At 58.8% G+C, this 23905-nt stretch carries 20 protein-coding genes; 11 read left to right on the top strand and 9 right to left on the bottom strand.

Annotated features, from left to right (window positions below; all coding sequences use genetic code 11):
• Window positions 1-8: 8 nt before the first annotated feature.
• Both FBAL_RS08445 and FBAL_RS08440 read right to left on the bottom strand, forming a co-directional pair.
• Window positions 9-431 (bottom strand): rhodanese-like domain-containing protein, encoded by a 423-nt coding sequence (locus tag FBAL_RS08445; protein ID WP_013345178.1) that lies wholly within the window; start codon window positions 429-431, stop codon window positions 9-11.
• Between the two features lie 48 nt (window positions 432-479).
• Window positions 480-2498, bottom strand: coding sequence for a cytochrome c3 family protein (locus FBAL_RS08440; protein WP_013345177.1), 2019 nt, complete (start codon window positions 2496-2498; stop codon window positions 480-482).
• 611 nt (window positions 2499-3109) lie between these two features.
• On the opposite strand from FBAL_RS08440, the gene FBAL_RS08435 reads away from it, so the two are divergent.
• The 3 genes from FBAL_RS08435 to FBAL_RS08425 are packed head-to-tail and all read left to right on the top strand — an operon-like array spanning window position 3110 to window position 5853.
• Window positions 3110-4876, top strand: coding sequence for a heme lyase CcmF/NrfE family subunit (locus tag FBAL_RS08435; RefSeq protein ID WP_049779412.1), 1767 nt, complete (start codon window positions 3110-3112; stop codon window positions 4874-4876).
• Window positions 4876-5253: a cytochrome c-type biogenesis protein gene (locus FBAL_RS08430; protein ID WP_013345175.1), complete on the top strand. Its 378-nt coding sequence runs from the start codon at window positions 4876-4878 to the stop codon at window positions 5251-5253. Before FBAL_RS08435 ends, FBAL_RS08430 begins: the two co-directional genes overlap by 1 nt.
• A 3-nt stretch (window positions 5254-5256) precedes the next feature.
• On the top strand, window positions 5257-5853 hold the full coding sequence (locus tag FBAL_RS08425) for a TlpA family protein disulfide reductase (protein WP_013345174.1): 597 nt from the start codon (window positions 5257-5259) through the stop codon (window positions 5851-5853).
• A gap of 472 nt (window positions 5854-6325) precedes the next feature.
• Here the strand turns inward: FBAL_RS08425 and FBAL_RS08420 are convergent, their stop codons facing one another.
• Together FBAL_RS08420 and FBAL_RS08415 are read right to left on the bottom strand one after the other, a co-directional pair.
• Window positions 6326-7588, bottom strand: a complete 1263-nt coding sequence (locus FBAL_RS08420; protein ID WP_013345173.1) for a winged helix-turn-helix domain-containing protein — start codon at window positions 7586-7588, stop codon at window positions 6326-6328.
• Between the two features lie 167 nt (window positions 7589-7755).
• Window positions 7756-8715 carry an endonuclease/exonuclease/phosphatase family protein gene (locus tag FBAL_RS08415; protein WP_013345172.1) on the bottom strand — a complete coding sequence of 320 codons (960 nt, stop codon included), beginning with the start codon at window positions 8713-8715 and terminating at the stop codon, window positions 7756-7758.
• Window positions 8716-8864: 149 nt separating this feature from the next.
• Between FBAL_RS08415 and pdxY the strand changes: the two genes are divergently transcribed.
• Complete coding sequence (gene pdxY, locus FBAL_RS08410) at window positions 8865-9719, top strand: pyridoxal kinase PdxY (protein WP_013345171.1); 855 nt, start codon at window positions 8865-8867, stop codon at window positions 9717-9719.
• On the opposite strand, the gene FBAL_RS08405 is transcribed toward pdxY, so the two are convergent.
• From FBAL_RS08405 to FBAL_RS08395, 3 genes are all read right to left on the bottom strand, one after another.
• Window positions 9716-10165: a SixA phosphatase family protein gene (locus FBAL_RS08405; protein WP_013345170.1), complete on the bottom strand. Its 450-nt coding sequence runs from the start codon at window positions 10163-10165 to the stop codon at window positions 9716-9718. The genes pdxY and FBAL_RS08405 overlap by 4 nt on opposite strands.
• A gap of 38 nt (window positions 10166-10203) precedes the next feature.
• Window positions 10204-10437 carry a hypothetical protein gene (locus tag FBAL_RS08400; RefSeq protein WP_148226725.1) on the bottom strand — a complete coding sequence of 78 codons (234 nt, stop codon included), beginning with the start codon at window positions 10435-10437 and terminating at the stop codon, window positions 10204-10206.
• 184 nt (window positions 10438-10621) lie between these two features.
• Window positions 10622-12541 carry a DNA topoisomerase III gene (locus tag FBAL_RS08395; protein ID WP_013345169.1) on the bottom strand — a complete coding sequence of 640 codons (1920 nt, stop codon included), beginning with the start codon at window positions 12539-12541 and terminating at the stop codon, window positions 10622-10624.
• A gap of 250 nt (window positions 12542-12791) precedes the next feature.
• Here FBAL_RS08395 and FBAL_RS08390 point away from each other — a divergent pair, with 250 nt between their 5' ends.
• On the top strand, window positions 12792-13673 hold the full coding sequence (locus FBAL_RS08390; protein ID WP_013345168.1) for a LysR family transcriptional regulator: 882 nt from the start codon (window positions 12792-12794) through the stop codon (window positions 13671-13673).
• Here the strand turns inward: FBAL_RS08390 and FBAL_RS08385 are convergent.
• Complete coding sequence (locus FBAL_RS08385) at window positions 13658-14488, bottom strand: pirin family protein (RefSeq protein WP_013345167.1); 831 nt, start codon at window positions 14486-14488, stop codon at window positions 13658-13660. The two genes, FBAL_RS08390 and FBAL_RS08385, sit on opposite strands and share 16 nt — an antisense overlap.
• A gap of 207 nt (window positions 14489-14695) precedes the next feature.
• Between FBAL_RS08385 and FBAL_RS08380 the strand changes: the two genes are divergently transcribed.
• The 6 genes from FBAL_RS08380 (at window position 14696) to FBAL_RS08355 (ending at window position 20683) form a co-directional block, all read left to right on the top strand.
• Window positions 14696-15118, top strand: coding sequence for a GFA family protein (locus FBAL_RS08380; RefSeq protein WP_013345166.1), 423 nt, complete (start codon window positions 14696-14698; stop codon window positions 15116-15118).
• Window positions 15119-15120: 2 nt separating this feature from the next.
• Window positions 15121-15537, top strand: a complete 417-nt coding sequence (locus FBAL_RS19560; protein WP_013345165.1) for a CPCC family cysteine-rich protein — start codon at window positions 15121-15123, stop codon at window positions 15535-15537.
• Between the two features lie 520 nt (window positions 15538-16057).
• The gene (locus FBAL_RS08370) at window positions 16058-16432 is read left to right on the top strand and encodes an Hpt protein (RefSeq protein ID WP_013345164.1); all 375 of its coding nucleotides are present in this window, start codon (window positions 16058-16060) and stop codon (window positions 16430-16432) included.
• Window positions 16429-17580 carry an EAL domain-containing response regulator gene (locus FBAL_RS08365; RefSeq protein WP_013345163.1) on the top strand — a complete coding sequence of 384 codons (1152 nt, stop codon included), beginning with the start codon at window positions 16429-16431 and terminating at the stop codon, window positions 17578-17580. The genes FBAL_RS08370 and FBAL_RS08365 overlap by 4 nt, the downstream gene beginning before the upstream one ends.
• 9 nt (window positions 17581-17589) lie before the next feature.
• Window positions 17590-18327, top strand: coding sequence for a response regulator transcription factor (locus FBAL_RS08360; RefSeq protein ID WP_013345162.1), 738 nt, complete (start codon window positions 17590-17592; stop codon window positions 18325-18327).
• Window positions 18317-20683 (top strand): hybrid sensor histidine kinase/response regulator, encoded by a 2367-nt coding sequence (locus FBAL_RS08355; RefSeq protein ID WP_013345161.1) that lies wholly within the window; start codon window positions 18317-18319, stop codon window positions 20681-20683. Before FBAL_RS08360 ends, FBAL_RS08355 begins: the two co-directional genes overlap by 11 nt.
• A 51-nt stretch (window positions 20684-20734) precedes the next feature.
• On the opposite strand, the gene FBAL_RS08350 is transcribed toward FBAL_RS08355, so the two are convergent.
• Window positions 20735-23899 (bottom strand): efflux RND transporter permease subunit, encoded by a 3165-nt coding sequence (locus FBAL_RS08350; protein WP_013345160.1) that lies wholly within the window; start codon window positions 23897-23899, stop codon window positions 20735-20737.
• Window positions 23900-23905: the final 6 nt, after the last annotated feature.

Genomic DNA, 23905 nt, shown 5'->3' with positions numbered 1-23905 from the left:
ATGGGTATTCAGGGTTTCTCAACCGCCCGGCCAGACATCTTCCAGCCAAAGATCCCATCCGGCATCTGGCTGACGTTGGTGTAGCCCATGGCTTTTACCGCGTGCGCCGCAATCTCGCTGGCATTGCAGAGCCGGTTGGCGCAGTAAAAAATCATCTCGGTGCCCTTGTCTTCGGGCAGCAGGTCTTTCCAGTTGTCGACGAAGAAGTGGATGGCCCCGGGGATGTACCCGTCCGCCCAGATCTCCAGCACATTGACGTCGTAAAACCGCACGCCCGGGTGTCCCAGTCGTTGCTCCGCCTGGGCCAGGCTCATGTAGTTGATCTCGGTGTCATACACCGGCGCGGGACGCATCTCGCCTCCGGCACCCGCCATCGCCATCGGAATGGCGCAGCAGCACAGCAGGGCGATGGCACGAATCAGCTTGGTCATAACTCCCCCTTAAATGGGCCCCGGCTTGCGCCGGGGCCGCATTCTGGCTTACTCGCCGACGTAGTCACCGGCGTCGAGCATGGCCTGGGCTTCCTGCACGTAGATCCAGGCGTCTTCGATGATCCGTTTGGAATAGTCGAAGCTGTGAACGCCCCAGGAACCGTCAGTCTCGATCTTGGCGACCGCATCGCGGGCCTTGTCGACCATCATCAGGATCTGGGCCTTGTCCGAGGTGGACAGGCGGGTCACGTTAAGAAGCTGCTCAATGCGCTCGATGGATTTCACCACCTTGGCGTGGGTCTCCTTGACCGGCTCCTGCCACTTCATCACCTCACCGTAGATCTCCATCTGATCCTGGAAGTGCAGGCCTTCATCCAGCTCGGACTGGAACTGGCTGTGGCAGCCTTTGCCATTCACCACGTTGCGGTCAGAGGAGGAGGTCCGGGCACAGGACCACATCAGATCAAGGTAGGTGTAACCGTCCTCATCCTTGGCCATGGTCCAGTCTTTGCCGGAACCGTCGCGAGGCTGGCCTTCACCGGGGTTGAGGGTCTTGCGGTTGGGGTGAACGTCGATGTTCCAGACGTGGGAGGCACGGACGTTATCGAAACCAGCGTGGTCCGGGAACTGAATCGATTTGAACTTCTCACAGGAGCCCATATTGGGCATGTGGCAGGAGGTGCAATCGGATTCGCCGTGGGCTTGAGACTGGGCGTGGAACTCGGCCTGCGCCTCGTGACAGCTGCCACACTCCATCTTCTGGTTGGTCTTGGTCACGCCGGTCAGGTAGTTGCCATCGGTCACTTCATGCGGGTCGTGACAGGTGGTACAACGCATGCCCGCATCGTAGTGAGCCGAGCCAAACATCTGGGAACCTTCGGTACCACAGGACGGACACGCTCCCTTCATCTTCACGCCAAAGGCGTCTTCCGGCTTGGCGTCCGGGCCGGTGGCGATTTGCGGTTTATAGTCAAAACGCTGGTGGCAGCGCTCACAGTTGGACTGCAGTTTGCCCACGCCACCGTCAAGGTGGGCACCGGCGCCGTGACACTCTTCGCAACTGACCCCACGAGCGATGGTGTGTTTACGCAGCTCTTCCGGGTTGCCCAGTGCCGCGAAGAACTCGTCGTCACTCTGGAAATCAAACTTGAAGGTGTGGCAAACCTCGCAGTAGGAGGACGCCGGCTGGAACAGCAGTTTGTCTTTGTAGGTGGAACCGTAGGAGTTCATCCCCCATACGTTGGAACCCATCTTGCCGTGTTCCGCCATATCCACCGGGAAATCGGGGATCACCTTGTTGATCTTTTTGGCCATCTCGGGGGTCAGCCACTCCGCCCAAACGCGGGAGAACTGGTTACCGCCCGCCACCAGAGTCCCGGTGCCGTCTTTCAGCAAACCGTCGACAATGTGGTAGGAACCCCGTACCAGGTAGGGGTCGATAAAGCCGTATTTGGTACGCGGTGTACCCACAACGGCATAGATGGCGTCCTCGGTGATCCCCATCGGCAGGATGGACGCTTCGGTGCCATAAAGACCAGCGTTCAGGTCGCCATTGGGCGCTTCAACCACGTGCTCCGGGAATCGGATGGTGTTGGCGTGACGAGAGCGTTTCCACTTCTCGTACTGTACCTGGTGACACTCACCACACTTCTCAGGGCCAACAAACTTGTTGGGGTAGTCCAGAATCGATTTGGAACCCAGGCGGTACTGAACCGCAGAGGGCCGGCCCACCACACCGCTGTACTCTTCTGAGTTGCCGGTGTGCAGATACTCTTCACCACGGTCACTGATGTGGGGCGTGCCCAACATGCGATTTTCAGGTCCGTAGGTTTTGAAAATCGGATGATTTTCAAACAGGAACTCAAACAACTCTTTTTCGTCGACGATATAATCATGGAGGGTTTTAACCCCTTTCACCGCCTCGGTGCCATCGGGGTTGTTAAATATCAATTGAGCTTGGGGCGACATTTTTGGATTGGGCCCTTTTGCGGCATCACCGGCGTAAGCAGCTACGCTGGTAGTGGCAATCACGGCCGCAACAGTCGCGCGGAGTTTCCAGGTTTTCATCAACATCTCCTAATTTCATTTTTCCTTCCCAGGCTGCCCCGCTGGCAAAGGCGGTTCCCATGGCGTTCCCGGTGAAGGTGAAATTATTCAAACACCCCCAAGACACATTTCCACCCAACTTGTGTCACATTTTTCTCCAGGGTTTGTTATAACCTCCACCGCTTTGAGATTACTGATATCTTTTACCTTCCATTACAACCACATAACTATCTATATTTGAGGTTTTGTGAGATCTAAAATCGCCCTTTATCAGGTCTGATTTAGCCTGATTGTTAACATCTTTTTGCCAAACGGGGTTGCAGTATCCAGAACATGCCAAATTGAAATTCTTTGTCTTTTTTGGGCGTTTTTTGAGCGCTTTCTTTTTCGGGGAGACGCCTCACACTTTGTCGACTTGGGCGTTTTGACGGGGAACGGTAGTGATAGAGTAAGGGTCAATAATGAGGCTGAGTCGATTGGCCTTTGCATTATTTAATTATTCTCACCCAGTGAACCAGAGGTGAATTGTGATCCCGGAAATTGGGCACTTTGCTTTTATTGTCGCTACCGTCTTATCAATTTTGATATTCGTGTTGCCGCTGCTAAAACGCTTTTCGCTTTACCGTTGGCAAATGCAAAAAACCAGCGTTGCGATGATGCTGGCGTTGACGGCGGTCGCGGTTCTCAGTCTGGCCATCAGTTTTCTGGTGGACGACTTTTCCGTGGCCTATGTGGCCAACAACTCAAACAGCACCCTGGCCTGGCCCTATAAAGTCGCAGCACTCTGGGGAGGCCATGAGGGTTCCTTCCTGTTCTGGGCGGCGGGCATCACGGTTGCGCTGGGCTGCATCACCTTCTCCCGCGGACTGGAACCCGCTTTTCAGCGCACGACGGTGGCGATTCTGGCCGGCGTAAACGCGGGCTTTAATCTGGTTATCGTCCTGACCTCCAACCCCTTCGCCCGCTACCTGCCCGATGTCCCTGCCGAGGGACGGGATCTTAATCCTCTGTTGCAGGACATCGGCCTGATCCTGCATCCCCCCATGATCTTCCTGGGCTACATCGGCTTTACCGTGCTGTTTGCCGGTGCCATGGCGGCATTGTGGCGGCAGCAGAGCGGGACGCAATTAGGCCGCTGGCTGCGACACTGGACCCTGCTGACCTGGATCGTTCTGACCGGCGGCAACGCTTTTGGCTCCTGGTGGGCCTACCATGAGTTGGGCTGGGGTGGTTGGTGGTTCTGGGACCCGGTGGAAAACGCCTCCTTTATTCCCTGGCTGGTGGCCACCGCCCTCCTCCACCTGCTCTATCTCAACCGCCGCCACCAGGCATTGACCGCCAGCAGCCTGTGCTTGTGCATTCTGGGTTATGCCCTGGCGTTGGTGGGCACCTTCCTGGTGCGCTCCGGTGTGATTGATTCGGTTCACGCCTTTGCTTCCGACTCCAGCCGTGGCATTGCGATTTTGTCGCTGCTGCTTGCCACCGTCGGCCCTGCCATGGCAGTGATCGCCTGGCGTGGTGTGCCGCAAAGTGCCCGGGTGCCCTTGGGCGGCCGCGCCGGTTTTACCCTGTTTGGTGCGCTGCTGACGCTGGTGGCCTCCTTCGCGGTGTTGCTGGGCACCTGCTACCCCATCCTGTTCAAGATGCTGGATATGGGCGCCATCTCAGTGGGCCCTCCCTACTTCAACAGCCTGTTTGTGCCCATTACCTGCCTCTGTGCCCTGCTGGCGTCGCTCGCGTTGGTGCGCAAACTGAAGTGGCAGAGTGCGGCCCTGGTGCTGGGCGGCAGCGCGCTGGCTAGCGTGGCGCTGATAGCGGTTTACCCCACCGACAGCCTGGCCTGGGTGGTACCGGGACTGTTCACCGCCATTGCACTCCTACTGAGCCTGATGGTGCGGGCCGTACAGACCCCTGACCTGTTCCTTCGCCCCCGTAAAGCCGGCATGTGGCTGGCACACTTTGGTCTGGTTATCGCCATGCTGGGGGCCACGGCGGTCTCCAACTACGAACAGAACGCCATGGTCCGGATGGGCCCGGGTACCGGTCGCATCGTGGCGGAACACACCGTGGTGTATGAAGCCACCGAGCAGGTCACCGGCCGCGGCTTTATCGCCACTCAGGCACGGATCCGCATTGAGGATGGCGACGGCATCAAGCAGGCCACCCTGCTGCCCCAGCGCCGCACCTACACCGATGACATGACGGAGCTGACCGAGTCCGCGTTACTGCGCCGCCCGATGGGGGATCTGTACCTGTCAATGGGCCCCGAGCTCGAGCAGGGAGAGTACCTGATGCGGATCAGCTTTAAGCCCGGTATCAACGGGCTGTGGCTGGCCGCTGCCCTGATGATGCTGGGCGGCATGTTGTGCCTGTGGCCCCAACGGAAGGAGAGCGCCTGATGCGTGCCCTGACCCTGTTTCTGCTGGCACTGCTCAGTGCCCCACTGGCGGCACAGCAGATGTCCGCCAGCCAGCGTCACCAATACGAAGCGATCGCCGCAGAGCTGCGCTGTCCTGCCTCCGTCAACCTGACGGTTCTGGAGTCCCAGGCGCCCATCGCCTTTGAGCTCAAAGCCCGCATTGCAGAACGCCTGCTTGAGGGCGCCAGCAAAGAGACGGTGATGACCGAGCTGGAACAACGCTACGGCCCGCAAATTCGTTATCGCCCGGCAGTGGAGGCCAACACCTGGCTGCTGTGGTTTGGCCCGCTGGGCCTGTTTTGTCTGCTAGTGGTGGGCGTGCTTATCGGCGCCCGCCGTTCCAACCAAACGGAGTGAACGATGCGATTATCTGCCCTGGCCCTGGGTCTGGCCCTGACACTGAGCCTGCCCGCGGGTGCCACTTCCCATCTTGAAAAGGCCTACAACACCGGCGAGCCGATCATGAAGCCCATGGTGCTGTCCCGCCTGATTGAGTTTACCCAGGCCCGTAAAGTGCCGGACCTGAGCTTCAATAACGAAGCCGGGGAGCCGGTCAGCCTCACCCAATACCAGGGTGATGTTGTGCTGCTGAACCTGTGGGCCACCTGGTGTGGGCCGTGCCGCAAAGAGCTGCCGGAGATGGAGGCGTTGCGCCAGCACTTTGCCGGTAAGGGCCTGACCGTGGTGCCGCTGAATATTGACCAGGAGGGCGAACTGCCCGCCGATGTCCGGGCCCTGCTGACCAAACTGGACCTGCCGGAGCTCAACACCCTGTACGACCCGGAGCACACCATCGGCAACACCGTCCCGGTTAACGTGGTACCCGCCACCTACCTGTTTGACGGCGAAGGCCACCTGGTGGGGTTTGTTCGCGGTTATCTGGACTGGGAAGCCAAAGGGGTCATTCCCTACCTGGAGAAGTTTGTCGACAAGTATCAGCACCCACACAAAGGCTGATGCCTTCCGCTTGCCTGCGAACGCCCCCAGCATTGGGGGCGTTGTTGTCTCTGCCCCTACCCCTTCCCTTTCGGGCAAAGCCCTGAACGGACGATCGCCACCGCCATAGAAGGTGGTTTTGATTCGCCCCTAAGAAGGGGGCTTTCCACTTAGGCGTAGAGGTTCAGGCCTTGCTGTCTCTCCACCTCCCTTGAAGCGCAATCCTGGTGTCTCACATCGCGCCGAGGGAGTTCGTCGTTAGCCCCCACACTTTGGCACCTGCCTCGATTGACCTGCGATTCATCGGATTGATGACCCGAACCCCCTTGGGATCCGTGCGGCACAGCCGCACGCTACGGACTATGCCGCTTCTTCGGTGTTGAATACGGATTCGGCCGCAGCGTGCGCCATAGGCGGTGGTTTTGGGGTGACAACAAAAAACGCCGCTGGAGAGGCGGCGTTTTGACATCAGGCTCAAGGTTGGCTGGCAAGTTTACATCTTCAGCTCACTGCGCGGCATCCAGGCCAGGGTATTGCCCATATAGGGCAGGATCCACAGGCCGGTTTCAGCGTCATTATGAAGACGGTAGAAGTACAGCGTCTCCTTGCTCAGGCTCTGGCGGCGCAGTTCACGGTAGAACACCAGCGCCGATGGGCTGACGCTTTCCGGGGTAAACAGGTTCTTACGGGTCACCTCAACCTGGAACACCTCAACCTTGTCGCTGCCGATGGTGCGATCATAGCGCTTGAACTTGCCCTCAATGCGGTACTTGATCGGCGAGGTGATGCAGTCCTCATCCGTCACACAGTAGCTGGCCGACAGAACACCACTGTTGGCATCCTGATACACCAACGACAACGCGTGGTCGGTACGGATCAACAGACGACCGTTGGAGGGGAAGTAGATGTCCCCCTGGTAGATCTGCTCAACCAGCTCACCTTCGATAACCTCGGGGGCTTTGGGCAGCTGGATCCGGTTGTAGCGGATCCGCTCTTCCATCTCCTCCGCCTGTTGGAGGAACGCCGGCAGATCCAGCGTTACCCGCTCATTGGCCGGGAAGGTGATGTTCAGCAACCCCTTGCCGGAGCAGTGTCCCTGATGGAAATCCGGACACAGCGCGACAGAGTGGCCGTACTCGCTGGTCAGGCCGAAGCCCTTAAACTGATTGAAGTGCTGGTGCGGTACCGCCGTCTCGGTAAAGTGGCGCTGCCAACTGGTCGAGCGCGGTTTGTCCTGGTCTTCCCGGGTCAGGATCTGCAGGGCGCCTCGGGCACTGCCGATGATCAGGCTCTTGGTGATGCTGCCGTTCCACACCTTACTGGACTGCAACATGCGGTGGTAATCCCCCACATACCACCCCAGCAAGCTTGAAATGGCCACCATAAACACCAGCACAAACACCAATGGGCGCCAGTTACGGACAGGCGCTTCGGCTTCACTGGCGTCGCTGTCGAGTTCGCGGATGGTCAGCTGATAGCCCCGGCGCGCCAGGGTTTTCAGCTCAATCTCCGGATAGGGCTGCAGCTTTTTGCGCAACAGGCTGATGCACTGCAGCAACGACGAGGCGGCCACGACCCGATCGGGCCAGCCGGCTTCCAGTAACGATTCTTTCGAGCAGATGTCATCCTGGTGTTCAAGCAGGGCAGACAAAACGGCAGCTTCGGAAAAGGTCAGTTGAGTGCTTTCACCGGTGCGCTTATCGATAAGTGCTCCGGCCTGCGTATCAAAGTCGAGCGACTTGCTGAGATTAACCATGGCGGCATTTCTTGTTATGAGGATGTCAACACGGTGGTGTTAATCAACTTGTCGACAGTGTAACAACAAGGGGCATAGGGCCTTGTGACCCCCTTCTCAGTGCGCCCCCCACAGGGTGCAGTCCACTTAACAATCTGGAACGAAAGGCGGTAAGGAGTTTCGAACCGTCAGATTCTGACGGAAATTCGAGCTAAAACCGGCGCGTGGTCTGACGCCATCCGATCCTGCTCCGCATCGTTGAAACGCAGGTGTCGATCCCAAACCACCACCTCATCCACCTGGGCCAGGCTCTGGCCAAAACCGGCGTTGAACTGCGCCGACAGCAGAATATGGTCCAGCACGCTGCCGTTCGCGCCCCAGTAATGGGTCGGGTCCCGGTCACCCTGGTACAGCGCCAGGTCATGGGCGTCCTGCAGGCGATAGGCGTCCTCTTCCCCGCCCTGCAGCAGAGTCAGCAGGTCACTGCCGAGATCGCCATTAAAGTCACCGAGAATGACGCTGGGCAGCGGGTCCCGCAGTTGCTCATTCATCAGGTCAAGGCAGAGCATTGCTGCCTCGGCACTGCGTTGCAGCGCAGAGGCCCACCGACCCAGCACCGGGGTGGCCACCCGTTGGTCCAGTTCCTCGTCGGCGATCAAGGGACGCTCGCCGGGCTGCCACGCCGCCCGGGGGCTTTTCAGGTGCACTACGATGACCCGCACATCAGAGAAGCCGGGGACGTGCAGGCGCGCCTTGAGAGGCTGCCGGGAGAAGTGGAAGGGTTGAGCCAGCCCCAGCGCTTTCACCAGCTCGGGGTTGGGCTGCACGGTGGCGGTTTCGACAATGGGGTAACGGCTGGCCAATGCCACCCGCGGCTTGCGCCGGATAAAGTCCTGCTCCTCCTGACCCGGCGCCAGCGCCCAGTGGCTGAGCCCCTGCGCCTCACACAATGCTGCCAACGGCGCAGCACTGAACACCTCCTGAAAACCGATGATGTCCGGCGCCATCTCAATCAGGCGATCGCGGGTCCAGTCGCACTTGCGCTGCCACTGGGTCGCATCGTAGATGTTTTCCGCGTCGTAGTAGGCCAGTGGCGGCTCAACAAAGTTAAACAGGTTAAAGGTGGCGATGGAGAAAGCCGGATTCATGCTCAACGCTCACAAGGGAGATGAGTCCATTGAGCCACGGGGTGAACACGATAGCAAGGTGAAGCATTGGCAGGGATTGACCATCGCGCTGGCGCCAAAACCGTGCTAAAACCCCCATTCATGTTTTACCCGACCCATTGAGCAGTACCATGAACATCCTTTCCATTCAGTCCCATGTCGCTTACGGCCATGCTGGCAATGCCTCCGCCGTGTTCCCGTTACAACGTATGGGACTCAATGTCTGGCCGGTCTACACCGTGATGTTTTCCAACCACACCGGCCACGGCCAGTGGCGCGGCCCGGTATTCGCACCGGATACGGTTGCCGAGGTTATCCAGGGCATCGACGACCGCGGCGTGCTGCCCACCTGCTCAGCCGTGCTCTCCGGCTACCTGGGCGACCCACAAATGGCCCGGGTCATCCTGGATGCGGTGGCCAAGGTTCGGGCCGCCAACCCGGATGCGCTGTACTGCTGTGACCCGGTGATTGGCGACGTTGACCGTGGCATTTTTGTCCGCCCCGGTGTGCCGGAGCACTTCCGCGATGCGGTGATTCAGCATGCGGACATTCTCACCCCCAACCACTTTGAAACCGAATTCCTGACCGGCCGCTCCCTGCGCACCCTGGAAGACGCCCTCGGCGCCGCCCGGGAACTGCTGGCCCGTGGCCCCAAGGTGGTGCTGATCACCTCGTTGCTGCGAGAAGACGCGCCCGAGGACAGCATCGAGATGCTGGCGGTGACCGAACAGCAAGCGTTCCTGGTGCGCACCCCACGCCTGACCTTCCCGACCCCGATGAACGGTTCCGGCGATGCCACCACCGCCCTGTTCCTGGCCCGTTACCTGCAAACCCGCGACCTGAAAGCGGCGCTGGAGCACGTCGCCGGAGCGATGTTCGCGCTGTTTAATGAAACCCATCAACAGCAGAGCCGCGAGCTGCTGCTGGTGGCCGTTCAGGACCAACTGGTGGCGCCGCAGCAAACCTTTACCGCCGAGGCGGTTTAATCCTCGCGTCGGATGGGGGTGATCTGCACCCCCATCCGCCAACTCTGCCACTCTCCCTGCCAACAGAGCAGCACCATCTCAGCGGTTTTCAATACCAGCGACTGTCCGGACAGCCGCTCTGCCAGCGCTTCCAGTCCCGGATTGTGACTCACCATCGCCACCCGGCTGAGCGAGTCCGGCAACCCATCCAGGCAACTCAGGCAGGCGTTGACGTCCCCCGGATAGAGCGCGGGTTCCAGCTGCAGCGGCGCCGCGCCGGCCAGCAACGCGGTACTGTAAGCCCGCACCGCGGGTGAGCACAGCCACAACTCCGGTTCGACCGGCAGACGGGCCCGGATCCCCAGCGCCTGCCGATACCCCCGGCCAGACAGCGGCCGATAAAGATCCGCCAGCGCTTTATGGCGCCAACTTGATTTGGCGTGACGCACCAGTAACAGCGCTTTCATGCTTACCCTCCGGCGCTTCCTGCGCCCCATATTCACGGTTACGACGGAATTTTTAGCGCGGCTGGGAACTTCCCGCCAACGCCCCAGTCATAAGCAATAAGTGAATCATCATCTCCCTGCAAATTTTGACGAGTTCGCCAGCCGCCACTTCCCTTGGCGGCTTTTTTTTGCCCGTTTCGCTGCATCCGCAAAAAATGTCCTTCGATTGGGAACTTTGTCTGAACCGCCCAGTCATACCCTGTAAGGAATTCATCATCTCCCTGCAAATTCATTGACGAATTCGTTCACCGCCCTTGGATTGGGCGGTTTTTTTTGCTCTTTTCCCAGCCCCACCCAACTCGGGCAAACAAAAAACGAAAAAAATCGCCCCGGCAGGGAACTCCTGGCCGGGGCGATTGCCTGACTATGCAAGGACATCATCATCTCCCTGCATTTATTGAATGTTGTTTCGCCATCTCACTGAGATGGCGTTTTTTTTGCCGTTTTACGACGCCGCCGCACCGGCGCTTTGCGCGCCACCGCAGGCAGGTTGCGCAGCGAAGGCGGCACCCCACCCTGCTGGGCCTGAGTGACCAAAGCCAGCAGGCGCTGGTCCAGATCCGCCATAAAGGGGGCATAGCCATACTCCCGTTCGGCAATGTCCTGCAGCTTGCGTTCCCAATGCGCCGTCATATCCGGGTAGCTGGCCTGCTCCGGCAAAGCATGAATCAAGCCCTGCCCTGATGGCGTTGAGCGCAGGGTTTTGCCCTCCCGCCGCAACAGCCCCCGTTTGCACAGCAACTCAAGAATCCCCGCCCGGGTAGCTTCGGTGCCCAGCCCATCGGTTTCCCGCAGGATCCCCTTAAGGGTGTCATCCAGCACGAACCGGGCGATCCCCGTCATCGCCTGCAGTAACGTCGCCTCGGTAAAGGCTTTTGGCGGCTCGGTCATGCAATCCTTAATCTCACCACCACGACAGGGCCACTGACTGCCCGGCGCCAGCTCCGGCAACGTGGCACGGGATTCCGCCTCCGGCTTTTTCGGCAGCAAAGCCCGCCACCCCGGCTGGCGCAACACCTTGCCCTTGGCAACAAAATGGCCACTGCCGATGGTGAACACCAGTTTCGACTCGGCGTACTGCGCCGCCGGATAGAACTGCATCAGGTATTGGCGCGCAATCAGTCCATACAGCTTCGCTTCTTTGCCGGACAGGCTGTGTGGCGCCACCGCTTTAGGGGTGGGGATGATGGCGTGGTGGGCGGTGACTTTACTGTCATTCCAGGCCCGGGAGCGACGTTTAAGGTCCGCCCCCGATACCGCGCCATCCAGCTCCGGCAAGCACCGGGCGATGGCCTGAGTCACGGCACCGGCTTCGGCGAAGTGATCTTTAGGCAGGTAACGGCAGTCGGAGCGGGGATAGGTGATCACTTTGTGTTTTTCATACAGCGACTGGGCCAGGGTCAGCACCTCCTGAGCGTTCATCCCGAACGCCTTGTTGGCGTCGATCTGCAACGCCGACAGCGAGTACGGCAGCGGCGCCGCCTGGCTGCTCTCCTTATGTTCGGAGGTCACCACCGTGGCGGGCTGTCCGGCGATCCGCGACGCCACGTTTTCCGCCAGACCGCGGGACAACAAACGGCCCTCCTCATCCAGCCAGCGCTGACACGCCTCGCTGGGCTGCCAACGCGCCCGGATCACCCCACTGTCATGCTCGATCAGCGCATCCAGCTGGTAGAACGGTTTGGCCACAAAGTTGGCGATCGCCTCATCGCGGCGTACCACCAGCCCCAGAACCGGCGTTTGCACCCGCCCGACCGACAACACCCCACGGTAGCCCGCCTGCTGCCCCAACAGGGTATAAGCGCGGGATAAGTTCATGCCATAAAGCCAGTCAGCCCGGGAACGGGCCAGCGCGGACACCGACAGTGGGGCAAATTCGCGGTTGGATTTCATCCCTTTCAGCGCACGGGTGACCGCCGCCGGGTTGAGGTCGCTGATCAGCAAACGCCGGGCCGAGTGGCGTCGGGCGTCATCCAACTTCAGATAATCCAATACCTCGTCCACCAGCAACTGCCCTTCCCGGTCCGGGTCGCCGGCGTGCACGACATCAGTGGCCTGCTTCAGCAGCTTTTTGATCACCTGCAGTTGTTTCGCGCCCCCCTTGCGGGGCTTCAGCTGCCAGTTGTCCACCCGAATGGGCAGGTCTGACAACGCCCAGCGCTGGTACCGTGCGTCATAAGCCTCCGGCTCAACCTGTTCCAGCAGGTGGCCGATGCACCAGGTCACGACGTCTCCATTGCCCACCACAATATGGCCATCGCCGTTTCGGTGGGGCTTAGGCAGCACCGCGGCAATGGCCCGGCCAAGACTCGGTTTTTCAGCAATATAGAGGCGCATGACAATCTCAACGGGAGCGGGATGGCGCTAGCGTACCCCAGCCCCGGCTCAGCTCGCAATCAAACACTGTATAAATGAACAGTCCCCGGACAATCCCCTGCCCACATGGCCAATAAATCGGCAGGCTGACAACTTGGTGTCTGACCCTGCCCCGGCCTCTGCGCCCCTCTGAGCCTTGTTCCGGAACGATTCGCAGGGCAAAATCCAAACCAATCGTTATCCTTTTGGACTTAGGCAATCGCGCACGCTTATGGTGAACCTGGATTGGCTGCAAACCTTCTGCACTCTGGTCGAAACCGGCCACTTCACCCGCACGGCGGAAAAACTGGCGATGACCCAGCCCGGCGTCAGCCAGCAGATCCGCAAGTTGGAGCAGCACTTCGGCCAGCCACTGCTGCTGCGGGAAGGCAAGTCCTTCAGCCTGACGGAAGCCGGTGACCGGGTGTATCACCAGGCGCAGCGCACCTTGTCTCAGCTGGACCGCCTGGAGCGCAGCCTGCAGGCTGACAGCGAAGTGGAGGGGCGGTGCCGCCTCGCCAGCCCGGGCAGCCTCGGCTTGCGCCTCTACCCCGGCTTGCTGGACCTGCAGGTCCGCCATCCGGGCCTTCAGGTGGAGTTTGCCTTCGCCCCCAACGACAGCATTGAGAAGCAGCTGGCCGCAAGGCAGCTCGACCTTGGTTTGATCACCCGGCCGGCCCGACTGCCGGAGCTGTCCAGCCAGAGCTTTGCCGATGAACCCTTGTATCTGGTCACCCCCGCCTCAGTCACGCAGCCGGACTGGGCCACGCTGGAGCAACTCGGCTACATCGACCACCCGGATGGGTCGCACCACGCCGGTTTGTTGCTCAGTGCCAACTTCAGCCAGTTCGAACAGATTGACCAGCTGCCACGACGGGGATTTTCCAACCAGATCGGCCTGATTCTGGAGCCGGTTGCCCGGGGTTTGGGGTTTACCGTATTACCCGCTTACGCGGTTGCCGCCTTCGCCCAACCGGAGCGGATCCGGGCGCACGCGCTGGACAACCCGGTCAGTGAGACGGTCTATCTGGTTAAACGTCGCTATCAGGCCCTGCCCAAACGGTTCAGCCTGATCACCGACACCATGGCGGCCCTGCTTCAGGCGGTCAACTGACCGCTTTGGTAATCGGCAATCGCCTGCTCAATCTCCGCCATGGAGTTCATCACAAACGGTCCCCAATGCACCACAGGCTCACCAATGGGCTGGCCCGCCAGCACCAACAACCCGGCCTGTTCCCCTTCGGGCACACCGAAGGCCAGGGTGTCGCCAGCGCCGAAATAGAGCATCTGGTCCGCCTCAATGCGGCGTCCATCCAGCTCAATCGCTCCCTGATAGAGATAGGTCACCAGGTTGTAGTGAGCTGGCACAGCCAGCGACACATCAGAGCGGGCCTGCAGGTCACCCACCAGCATCGGGACAGCCGGGGCGGTCAGCGGCCCGGTCTGGCCCGCCAGTTCACCACTGATTAAGCGGAAGGTGCTGTGTGGGGCCAGCGCCACCAGCGGAATCACGTCAGACTGGAAATCCCGGTAATCGGCGGCCTGCATCTTCTTGGCTCTGGGCAGGTTGATCCAGATCTGGAAGCCATGCAGCCGACCATCGGTCATGATCGGCATCTCCGAATGGATCACCCCACGGCCCGCGCTCATCCACTGGGCGCCCCCGTCTCTCAACTCCCCCACATTGCCAAGGTGGTCCTGGTGGCGGAAGTGGCCATTAAGCATATAGGTCAGGGTCTCAATACCGCGATGGGGATGGGGCGGAAAGCCACCGACGTAATCCTTGGTTTCATCCGCTTTCAACTCATCCACCATCAGAAACGGGTCCATGCGGGCATCGTTAAAGCCGGCGGTCCGGCGAATTTTGACGCCGTCTCCATCGCTGGTGGGACGGGACGGTTGTACGGCGTTCAGCGGTCGAATGTTCATGGTTGCCTCCTTTGGCTTAGTGCCAGATTACGAGCCACCTTGTCGAAAGTTAATCGCGTAATTTCGACCCAAACATTCTATTTTGTAGAACCTTTGGCGCCAACTAAGTGGAGAAATGCCCCCCTGTCCGTTGACACAACCGCGCCCATTACGGATGGTTAACGGCGAACTCAGGATTGTTCGGCCCCGACCATAAGAGGGAATGTTATGGACAACACGCCAACCCGGTTATCACTGCCTCTGACCGGCGGATGCCTCTGTGGCGCCATCCGCTACCGCATCACCGATGCCCCCTATGACGCGGAGTTCTGCCACTGCCGCCAGTGCCAACGGGCGACGGGGGGCCCGGTAGCAGCCTGGATGGATTTCCGTATTGAGCAGGCTATCTGGGAACAGGGCACACCTCGGGAGTATGCCTCTTCGGATCAGGTTCGCCGTGGCTTCTGTCCTCAGTGCGGAACCGCCCTCACCTATCGCCATACGGGTTACGCCGATCTCCTGACGCTCAGCATCGCCAGCCTTGACCAGCCCGATCAGGTCGCCCCCCGGTATCACCTGCACACCAACAGCCAGTGTCGTTGGCTGACACTGGTGGACGACTCGCCGCGCTATCCGGACTCGCGCGGCTGAATATGTCCATCGACTGGTTTATTCGCTACTGCAGTCAGGCAAGCCGGGAGAAGCCTTGGGCCCGCTACCGCGATCGCTACCTCTGTCCCTGCTGCCATATGCCGACGCTGACTGAGCGGGCACGGTACGAGATTTGCCTTATCTGCTTCTGGGAAGATGACGGCCAGGACAGTGACGACGCCAATGAGGTACGCGGCGGCCCCAACCACGATTACTCGCTGAGCGAAGCACGGGCCAATTTTCGCCGTCACCAGACCATGTACCGCCCTTCTGACCATCATCATTTCAAGCGGGAACGCGCCGCACGGATTCAGAAGATGGCGGTCTACTTTGCCTTTGCCGAAGCGATGCGGCGTGACGATGAACGCCTGTGGGCGGTGGCTCTGGCCGCCACAGAGGCCTATTATCGGCAGCGCTGACGTCACGCCGACCGATACCGCAAACCCGGACTGCCGTGACTCTCCCCTGAACACTCCCCCCCCCCTCCCGACGCTTGCCATCCATAATGCCAGGGCCCCATGCCATAGCTCGGGGTCACGCTATCCTGTCACTCCCCTTTGAATGCCCATCCTGCCCCAAAGACGTCAGTGCGGAGCAAAGCCCCAAAAGCCGAACGGCCACAATGAGGTTTTCGGAAAAGGTCAGTGAGCGCGAACTTAAAGTAAATTAATAATTCCTAATAAGTAGAAGTACCAGAATATACAAAGAAGTCAGGCCACGTTCGACTCTGCCACTATTGATAATCACCAGGAACAATGACCACAAACTATTAATCACATCCAGCCATCCGGCTAAGAAATAAGCAGCATGCGAATGGGCCATTTGAACAATACGCAGACGTTACAAATTGGCGAACTTTAGCCCTTGAACCGGATTGAACTGTATTCTCGAAGTATCTAGTATTAAGGCCGTGTCTCAGGGATGTAACTAAGAGGTTTCATGACCGATCGTATTAATGTCGATTATTTCTACAAAGAAGTGTGTGATTCGGACTATGACTTTATGTTGAAAACCATTAATGGCTTCAATGAGTATTCACTGTCCATTCTCAATACGTTAAGAGAGCTCTCGGAGCCACAGAATAAAGATCGTCAGGAAGCGGTCCAATTGATTCATATGTTTTGTGGCAGCATTGGCCTGTTGGGTTTTGCTGAACAGGCTCATGAGTTGTCGCAGTTCGAAAATCAACTGCGTCAGGGGACTGTGCAATATGATGAGTCCCTGCACAATAATGTCAGTCGATTGGTAAGGGCCGTCAGTACAGAGTTAGATAAGTATCTCTCCATCATTAAACGTCGAAAGGATGTCTGGTGAGCGATGCGGCCTCCCATCATATCGTCATTGTCAATGACGACCCCTTTCAACAGTCGGTGCTGGTGAACCGACTGCAACGACTGGGTCAGTTTCATTGCAGCGCGGTATCGGGTATTCAGAGTCTGTTTTCGACCCGGTATTCTCTGCCGTTGGTGGTGATCATTGATGTCGAACTGGGCCACTTTGGCAATGGCTATGAGCACTGCCAGCAGTTGGCTGAACTGCCGGGCCTTTGCGGCGTCGTGATCTACAGTGCCTGCAGCGATGACATCGCTCACTCAGTGCACAACCTGTTCCAGAGCAGCGGGATCCGCAATGTTTGTAACCTGAGCAAAAGCCTGCCTCTGCACCACCTTCTGGAGCGGATTAATGCGTTCACAACCCGCCAGCAAGGCCCGAAGAAAGTTGACGCAAGCGTACCGTATCCGGATTTCCACCAGCACATCACCCTGGCGTTTTATCAGCCTCAATATTCCACGGACGACAGAGTCACAAGCTTCGAGGTGTTGGCAAGATTTAAGGGGCCACACGGCCAGATCCTGATGCCCAATCAAGTGATCCCACAGTTGATCGCCAACGGTGAGATCACCGCATTCACCTACCGATTCATTGGCCAGACCCTTGAAGAGGTTAACCGCCACACCCGCAGTCAACCCAGGCTCTCCTTTAATATCGATTACCGCAGCCTGGAGGACGCGCACTTTGCCAGCCGGGTTATCCAGATCATCAAACAGCAAGGTTATCCGTGCGGCCGGATCACGCTGGAAGTCACCGAGACCGGTTTCAGCAGAGACAATATCACCTATCAGAATTTGATCGGCTTCAGATTAGCTGGAATCAGCATTTCCATTGACGATTTCGATCTGTCACAGGCCACCGTGGATGAGTTTCTGGAATTCCCTTTCAATGAAGTTAAGTTTGATAAAAGCATGCTAAAGCGTGCTAATGAAGAGAATAAGGTTCGCCAACTGATTTTGCGTTTCTGCCAAACCTGTCAGAGTCTCGGGACCCGAGTGGTATTTGAGGGAATTGAACAGGAGCAGGATAAATTGACGGCAATAAGCTTAGGGGCAAACAGACTACAGGGATACTGGTATCAACCACCCATTCCCGTCAACCAGGCCATAAAGTTTTTTAATGTTGAATAAGGAGCCGTCATGGATAAAGACGTATTTCTGATTGAGGATGACACCATGTCCTCCTCATTGATTAGCCACTTTTTTGTGCGTCATGGTTATCGGGTCACCACATTCAGTGACGTAAGCTCCGCCATGCTTAAATTGAATAACGTGACACCTCGCTGCATCATTCTCGACCTGGAGCTGAATAGCGATGCGCCACTGGATAACATCGCAAAAATTCGGTTGTTGTCATCCGCGTTCCTGATCGTCTTCTCCTCCTACCGACGTTTCGACATTGAAACCCTCGCCTACCAGGGCGGCTGTGACCAGTACATCTCCAAAGATCGGGGCCTGATCCCGCTGCTGCATACCGTTAACCAGATCTCCGTGGGCAGCGACCCGCAGCATATGGCGGCCAACGACAAACTGTGGCTGTACGACAACGGACTGGTGTTCGACTACACCAACCGCACCATCATGTTTGAGGACCGTACCGCCAATCTGACCCGCATCGAAGCGCGCACGCTGTCGGTGCTCTCCTCCAGCGCCAACCGCACCATGAACCGCGATGTTCTGACCCGAAGCACCACCGGACGCGACTTTGACGGCATCAGCCGCAGCGTTGACCTGACCGTCTCTAAGATCCGGGGCAAGATACGTTCACTCGGAATCAAGAATGAAATGATCGTCACGGTCCAGTCGATGGGCTACCAGCTCAAAGCCATCTGCCAACTGTCGGAAAGCGTCCACCTCAATGACCAAAATGCGCATTGAAAAGTTCACCCTGGCGGTGTTTGCCACGTCGCTTCTGCTCATTTACATCCTGGTTGTGGTGTACCTGTTGGAGATACGGGTATCAAGCAACACCTCCGCCCTGATCGAGGAGCGCATCGAGATCCCCTATCTGACGGAGAAGTTGCGATACGACTCCACTCGCCTGACCAAGCACTCCTTCCTGTATCTGGCCACGGGTGACATTGGCCACCTTGCCCGGTTTAACGCCATTGTTGCCATTAAAACGGGGCAAGCCCCCCGCAGTGTCGCAGAGATGCGTCCGTTTCTGGTGCACGACGAACAAGCCAAGATTGGCGCGCTGCAGTCTGGCCAATACACCGACAGTGAACTGATCGACATGAACCGCTTTAACGCCGATGAACGGGTCCTGTTGGCCACTATCATCGCGACAGAGACCGAGTTGTTCGAAATGGAGCGCGACGCCATGACCTCCCACCGTCGTGGCACCATGGCATTAGATACGGTGCTCGCCATCTACTCCTCCGACCAACATCGGGCCCTGAAGCAGCAACTGGATGCCACCATTGCGCAGTTTGACACGCTGGCCAGCGCTCGGGTGCAGGCCAATCAGGCGCACTCGGAACAGCTGGCCAAGTGGTTGAATATTCTGTTCCTGCTCGTGGTGCTGATCAGCAGTTTTGTGTTCTGGCTGGGCGGTTACCTGATCGTCCGCAATCTGAGCAAACCCATCTCGAAGCTGTCCCGGGCGATCAAGATCCCCGACACTCGCCAGCGCCTGACCCGAATCAAGCGGATAAAGAGCGATTTCGTTGAGGTGGATTACCTCTGTTCGTCCGTGCTGTATGGAATGATGGACAACGAAAACCTGATCGACAGCCTCAGAGAGCAGAGAGACAAGAATCAGGCACTGACCGCCAGGGCCAATCACGCGAACCAGGCCAAATCACTGTTCCTGGCCAATATGAGCCATGAGATTCGCACCCCACTGAATGGCATCAGTGGTTTTGTCTCGCTGCTGAAACGCACGCGATTGAGTCAGGAACAACGCGAGTACGTGAACCATTGTGCCAATACGGTCAACAATCTCACCGGCATCATTGGCGACATTCTCGACTTTTCCAAGATCGAATCCGGCGAGATGGTACTCGAGAATGCCGTCATCGATGTGTTGCCACTGCTTCACGACGTCTATTCGATGGTGCAAAACCAGAACCTGGCCCACCACAACGACATCCGTTTCGACATTGGGGCCATGCCACAAACCCTGTATGGCGACGAAGTTCGGTTAAAACAGGTTTTGGTTAATCTGCTCTCTAACGCCATTAAGTTCACCCAGTACGGTCAGATCCGGCTGACCATGGCGGTACCGGATGGACACACCCTTGAGATCACCGTCAGTGATACCGGCATTGGCATGTGTCCCTCCAAGCTCGAGCACATCCGCAAACCGTTTGAACAGGCTGACCTGTCCATCACCAAAGAGTTTGGCGGTACGGGGCTGGGCATCCCCATTATTGAGCGCATTGCCAACCACATGGGGGGAAGCCTGGAGATCGAGAGCGCTGAAGGCCAGGGCACCACCTGCCGGGTAACCGGTCAGGTCAAGGTACCCACCAATGCCTCGACCTTTGCCGCGCAGTCCCATTGTCATCTGCACATTCTCTGTCTGCACCCGAACCCCAGGGTTATCGCCCAACTGGCGGAGCAGTTCGCCAACATCACCCTGGCGGGCTTCCATACCTCAATGGCGCAAGCGCAGCCCATTCTGGAGAGCCAACAGATGGTGATTGTGTTGTGCAGCCAGGAATACATCGACGACATCCAGCCCTATCTGGCGCACCCGAGTTTTCAGCGACTCTACCTGCTGCCAGACCGCACACCGAACGACGGCATTCCCCCCTGCCGCCACAACAAACTCGAAGTGCTGCAGACCTTACCGCCCCACCCCTTTTACTTTCTGCGTAACATCGATCCGGCAGCCAGCTGCTGCGAATCCGACAACATCGCTCAGCCGCTCAACCTGTTGTTGGTCGAAGACGTCGACATCAATCGTTTGGTGATGAAGCGGTTGCTGAAGAAGATGGGAGCGCAGGTGCATCTTGCCTGTAATGGACAGCAGGCCGTCGAGCGGGTTCGCGCCGAAGGCGACACCTTCGATGCCATTCTGATGGACATCCATATGCCGGTGATGGATGGCATTGAAGCCACCCGTCAGATCCGCGCCCTTAACCCTTCGATGCCGATAATCGCGCTGACCGCAAACATCACCCGGGAGATGCGGGCAACCTGCCAACAAGCCGGATTTCACGATTTCCTCACCAAACCCTTTAAGGAGCAGGAGTTGCTTGAAGTGCTTAACCAAATCCACATCTGACGCCATCCGATGACCAAAAAAAGCCGGGCTTATGCCCGGCTTTCCTTACGCTTATGCCTGTGCAGGCAATGCGGTGTCCGACGCGCTCCGGCGTCGTCCGGTCAGGCGGTACACCACCAGATAAAGCACCGGCAACACCACCAGGGTCAGCAATGTCGAGGACACAATGCCGCCAATCACCACGGTCGCCAACGGCCGTTGTACCTCAGCGCCGGTGCCGGTGTTCAGCGCCATGGGCACAAAGCCGAGACTGGCCACCAGTGCCGTCATCAGCACCGGGCGAAGACGAGCACTGGCACCGGTTTGCACCGCGTCAAGCAACGCCATGCCCTGCTGCTTGAGCTGACGAATAAAGGTCAGCATCACCACGCCATTCAGCACCGCAATGCCGGACAGGGCGATAAAGCCGACCGCCGCCGAGATCGACAGCGGCATATCCCGAACTACCAACGCCAGAACACCACCGGTCAGGGCCAAAGGCACACCGGTGAAGATGATCAGCGAATCGCGCATGGAGCCAAAGGCACTGTAGAGCAGGCCAAAAATCAGCAGCAGGGTCAGCGGCACCACGATGGCAAGGCGTTGACTGGCGGACTCCAGTTGCTCGAAGGTGCCACCGTAGGCCAACCAGTATCCCGGCTCCAGTGCCAACTGTTCAGACATCTGTTGCTTGGCCTCAGCGATAAAGCCGCCAAGGTCACGCCCCTCGACATTGGCGGTCACAACCACGTGCCGCTTGCCGTTCTGGCGGCTGATCTGATTGGGCCCCTGGATCTGCCGCACTTCGGCCACCTCCCCTAATGGCACATAGCTCAGGTCCGGGTTCAGTTCTGCAGGCAACGCGATGGGCAGGTTGGTCAGGCCCTTGAGGTCGGCCCCCAGAGGCTGGTCAAGTCGCACCACCAGCGGGAAGCGACGGTCCCCTTCAAAGATCAGTCCGGTCTGCACCCCGGCGATGGCGGTTTGCACCGAAGCCTGCACATCGGCAACGGTCAACCCCAGTAGCGCCAGGTGGTTGCGGTCCGGCTCCACGGACAGCATCGGCAAACCGTCCAGGGCCGCCACCCGCACGTCCTCCGCGCCGGGGATCCGTTTCAGGATCTGTTCCGCCCGTTCCCCGGCTGCCAGCAGCGTATCGAGATCATCCCCATAGATGCGCAGCGCCACGTCCGTTCGCACACCGGCGATCAGTTCGTTAAACCGCATCTCGATGGGTTGGGTAAACTCGTACTGGTTGCCCGGCACCGATTCCGCCAGTGCCCGCAACTCCTCCAGCAGCTGGACTTTGGTCTTGTCCGGCTGGGGCCACTGTTGGCGGGGTTTGATGATCAGGAAGGTGTCCGCCACGCTCGGCGGCATGGGGTCGGTGGCGACCTCCGGGGTACCAATCTTGGAGAACACCCGTTCGATCTCCGGCATCTCCGCCAGCACCTGTTCCAGCTTGCGCTGCATCAGCACCGACTGGTCCAGGCCGGTGCCCGTTACCCGCAAGGCATGCAGCGCAATGTCACCCTCGTCCAGTTGGGGCAGGAACTCGCTGCCCATCTGGCGAAACTGCTGCACCGACAGCGCCAGCAGAGCGAGCGCCAGCACCACCGGCACCAGCGGCCATTTGAGCGACCGTTTCAGCAGCGGCTCATAGAGCCAGCGGGCGCCACGCATCAGCCCATTTTCACGCTCATTGATGCGCCCTTTCACAAACAGGGCAATGGCGGCAGGCACAAAGGTGATGGCGAAGATCAGCGCCCCCAGCAGGGCCGCCACCACGGTAAAGGCCATGGGGTGGAACATCTTGCCCTCAACCCCGGACAGGGCAAAGATCGGCAGATACACCAGCATAATAATCAACACGCCAAACACCGCAGGCCGGAACACCTCTTTGGTGGCCTCAAACACCACCTTCAGGCGCTCCTCCAGTCCCAGCAAACGGCCGTGGCTGTGCTGGGCCATACCAAGCCGGCGCAGGCAGTTTTCCACCACAATCACCGCGCCATCCACGATCAGGCCGAAGTCGATCGCCCCCAGGCTCATCAGGTTGCCGGACACCCGATTACTGGCCATGCCAGTGATGGCAAACAGCATACTGAGCGGAATCACCAGAGCGGTGATCAACGCGGCCCGGATATTGCCGAGGAACAGGAACAGCACCACGATCACCAGCACCGCCCCTTCAAACAGGTTGGTCTGTACCGTGGCGATGGTTTTCTCCACCAGGTCCGTGCGGTCGTAGACCGGTTCCGCCACCACGCCCGGTGGCAAACTGGCGTTGACCTCCTGCAGACGTTGGCCGACCGCCTTAGCCACCACGCGGCTGTTCTCGCCCATCAGCATAAAGGCGGTGCCCAGTACCGTTTCCTCCCCATTCAGGGTGGCGGCACCGGTACGCAGCTCTTTGCCATAGAACACCCGCGCCACGTCACGCACCCGAACGGGCGCATCGTCCCGCTTGGCCACCACCACATCGGCAATGGCCTCAAGGCTGTCCAGTTGGCCCGGCGACCGCACCAGCCACTGTGCGCCATTGCGCTCGATGTAGCCGGCACCGGCGTTGAGGTTGTTGCGCTCCAGCGCGGTGATCACATCCTGAATGGTGACCTTAAACGCCAGCAGGTTACCCGGAATGGGGGCCACCTGATACTGACGCTCATAGCCGCCGATGCTGTTGATCTCAGTGACGCCAGGCACCTGCACCAGCTGAGGCCGGATGATCCACTCCTGAATGGTGCGCAGATCCTCCGCGTTATAGGGGGTGCCATCCGCTTTCACCGCCCTGGGCTCAGCACGGACGGCGTAGGTGAACACTTCGCCCAGGCCACTGGCAATGGGGCCCATCATCGGCTCAATGCCTGCGGGCAGTTCGGCGCGAACCCCCTGCAGGCGTTCGCTGATCTGCTGTCGTGCCCAGAAGATGTCGGTACCCTCTTCAAACACCACAGTGACCTGAGACAAGCCGTAACGGGAGATGGAGCGGGTGTAGTCCAGCGCCGGGATCCCGGCCATGGCGTTCTCCACCAGATAGGTGATGCGCTGTTCCGACTCCAGCGGCGAATAACCCGGTGCTGCGGTGTTGATCTGCACCTGCACATTGGTGATGTCCGGCACCGCATCAATGGGCAGCTTGAGCGTGTTGTACACCCCGACACCGGCAATCAGCAGGGTCAGGGCCAACACCAGAAAGCGCCGTCGCAATGCGAAAGCGATAATGCTGTCGATCATAACGGG

The sequence above is a fragment of the Ferrimonas balearica DSM 9799 genome (assembly GCF_000148645.1).
Lineage (GTDB): Bacteria > Pseudomonadota > Gammaproteobacteria > Enterobacterales > Shewanellaceae > Ferrimonas > Ferrimonas balearica.
The sequence above is the reverse complement of the archived record's forward strand: the minus strand, read 5'-3'. Positions and strand labels throughout refer to the sequence as shown.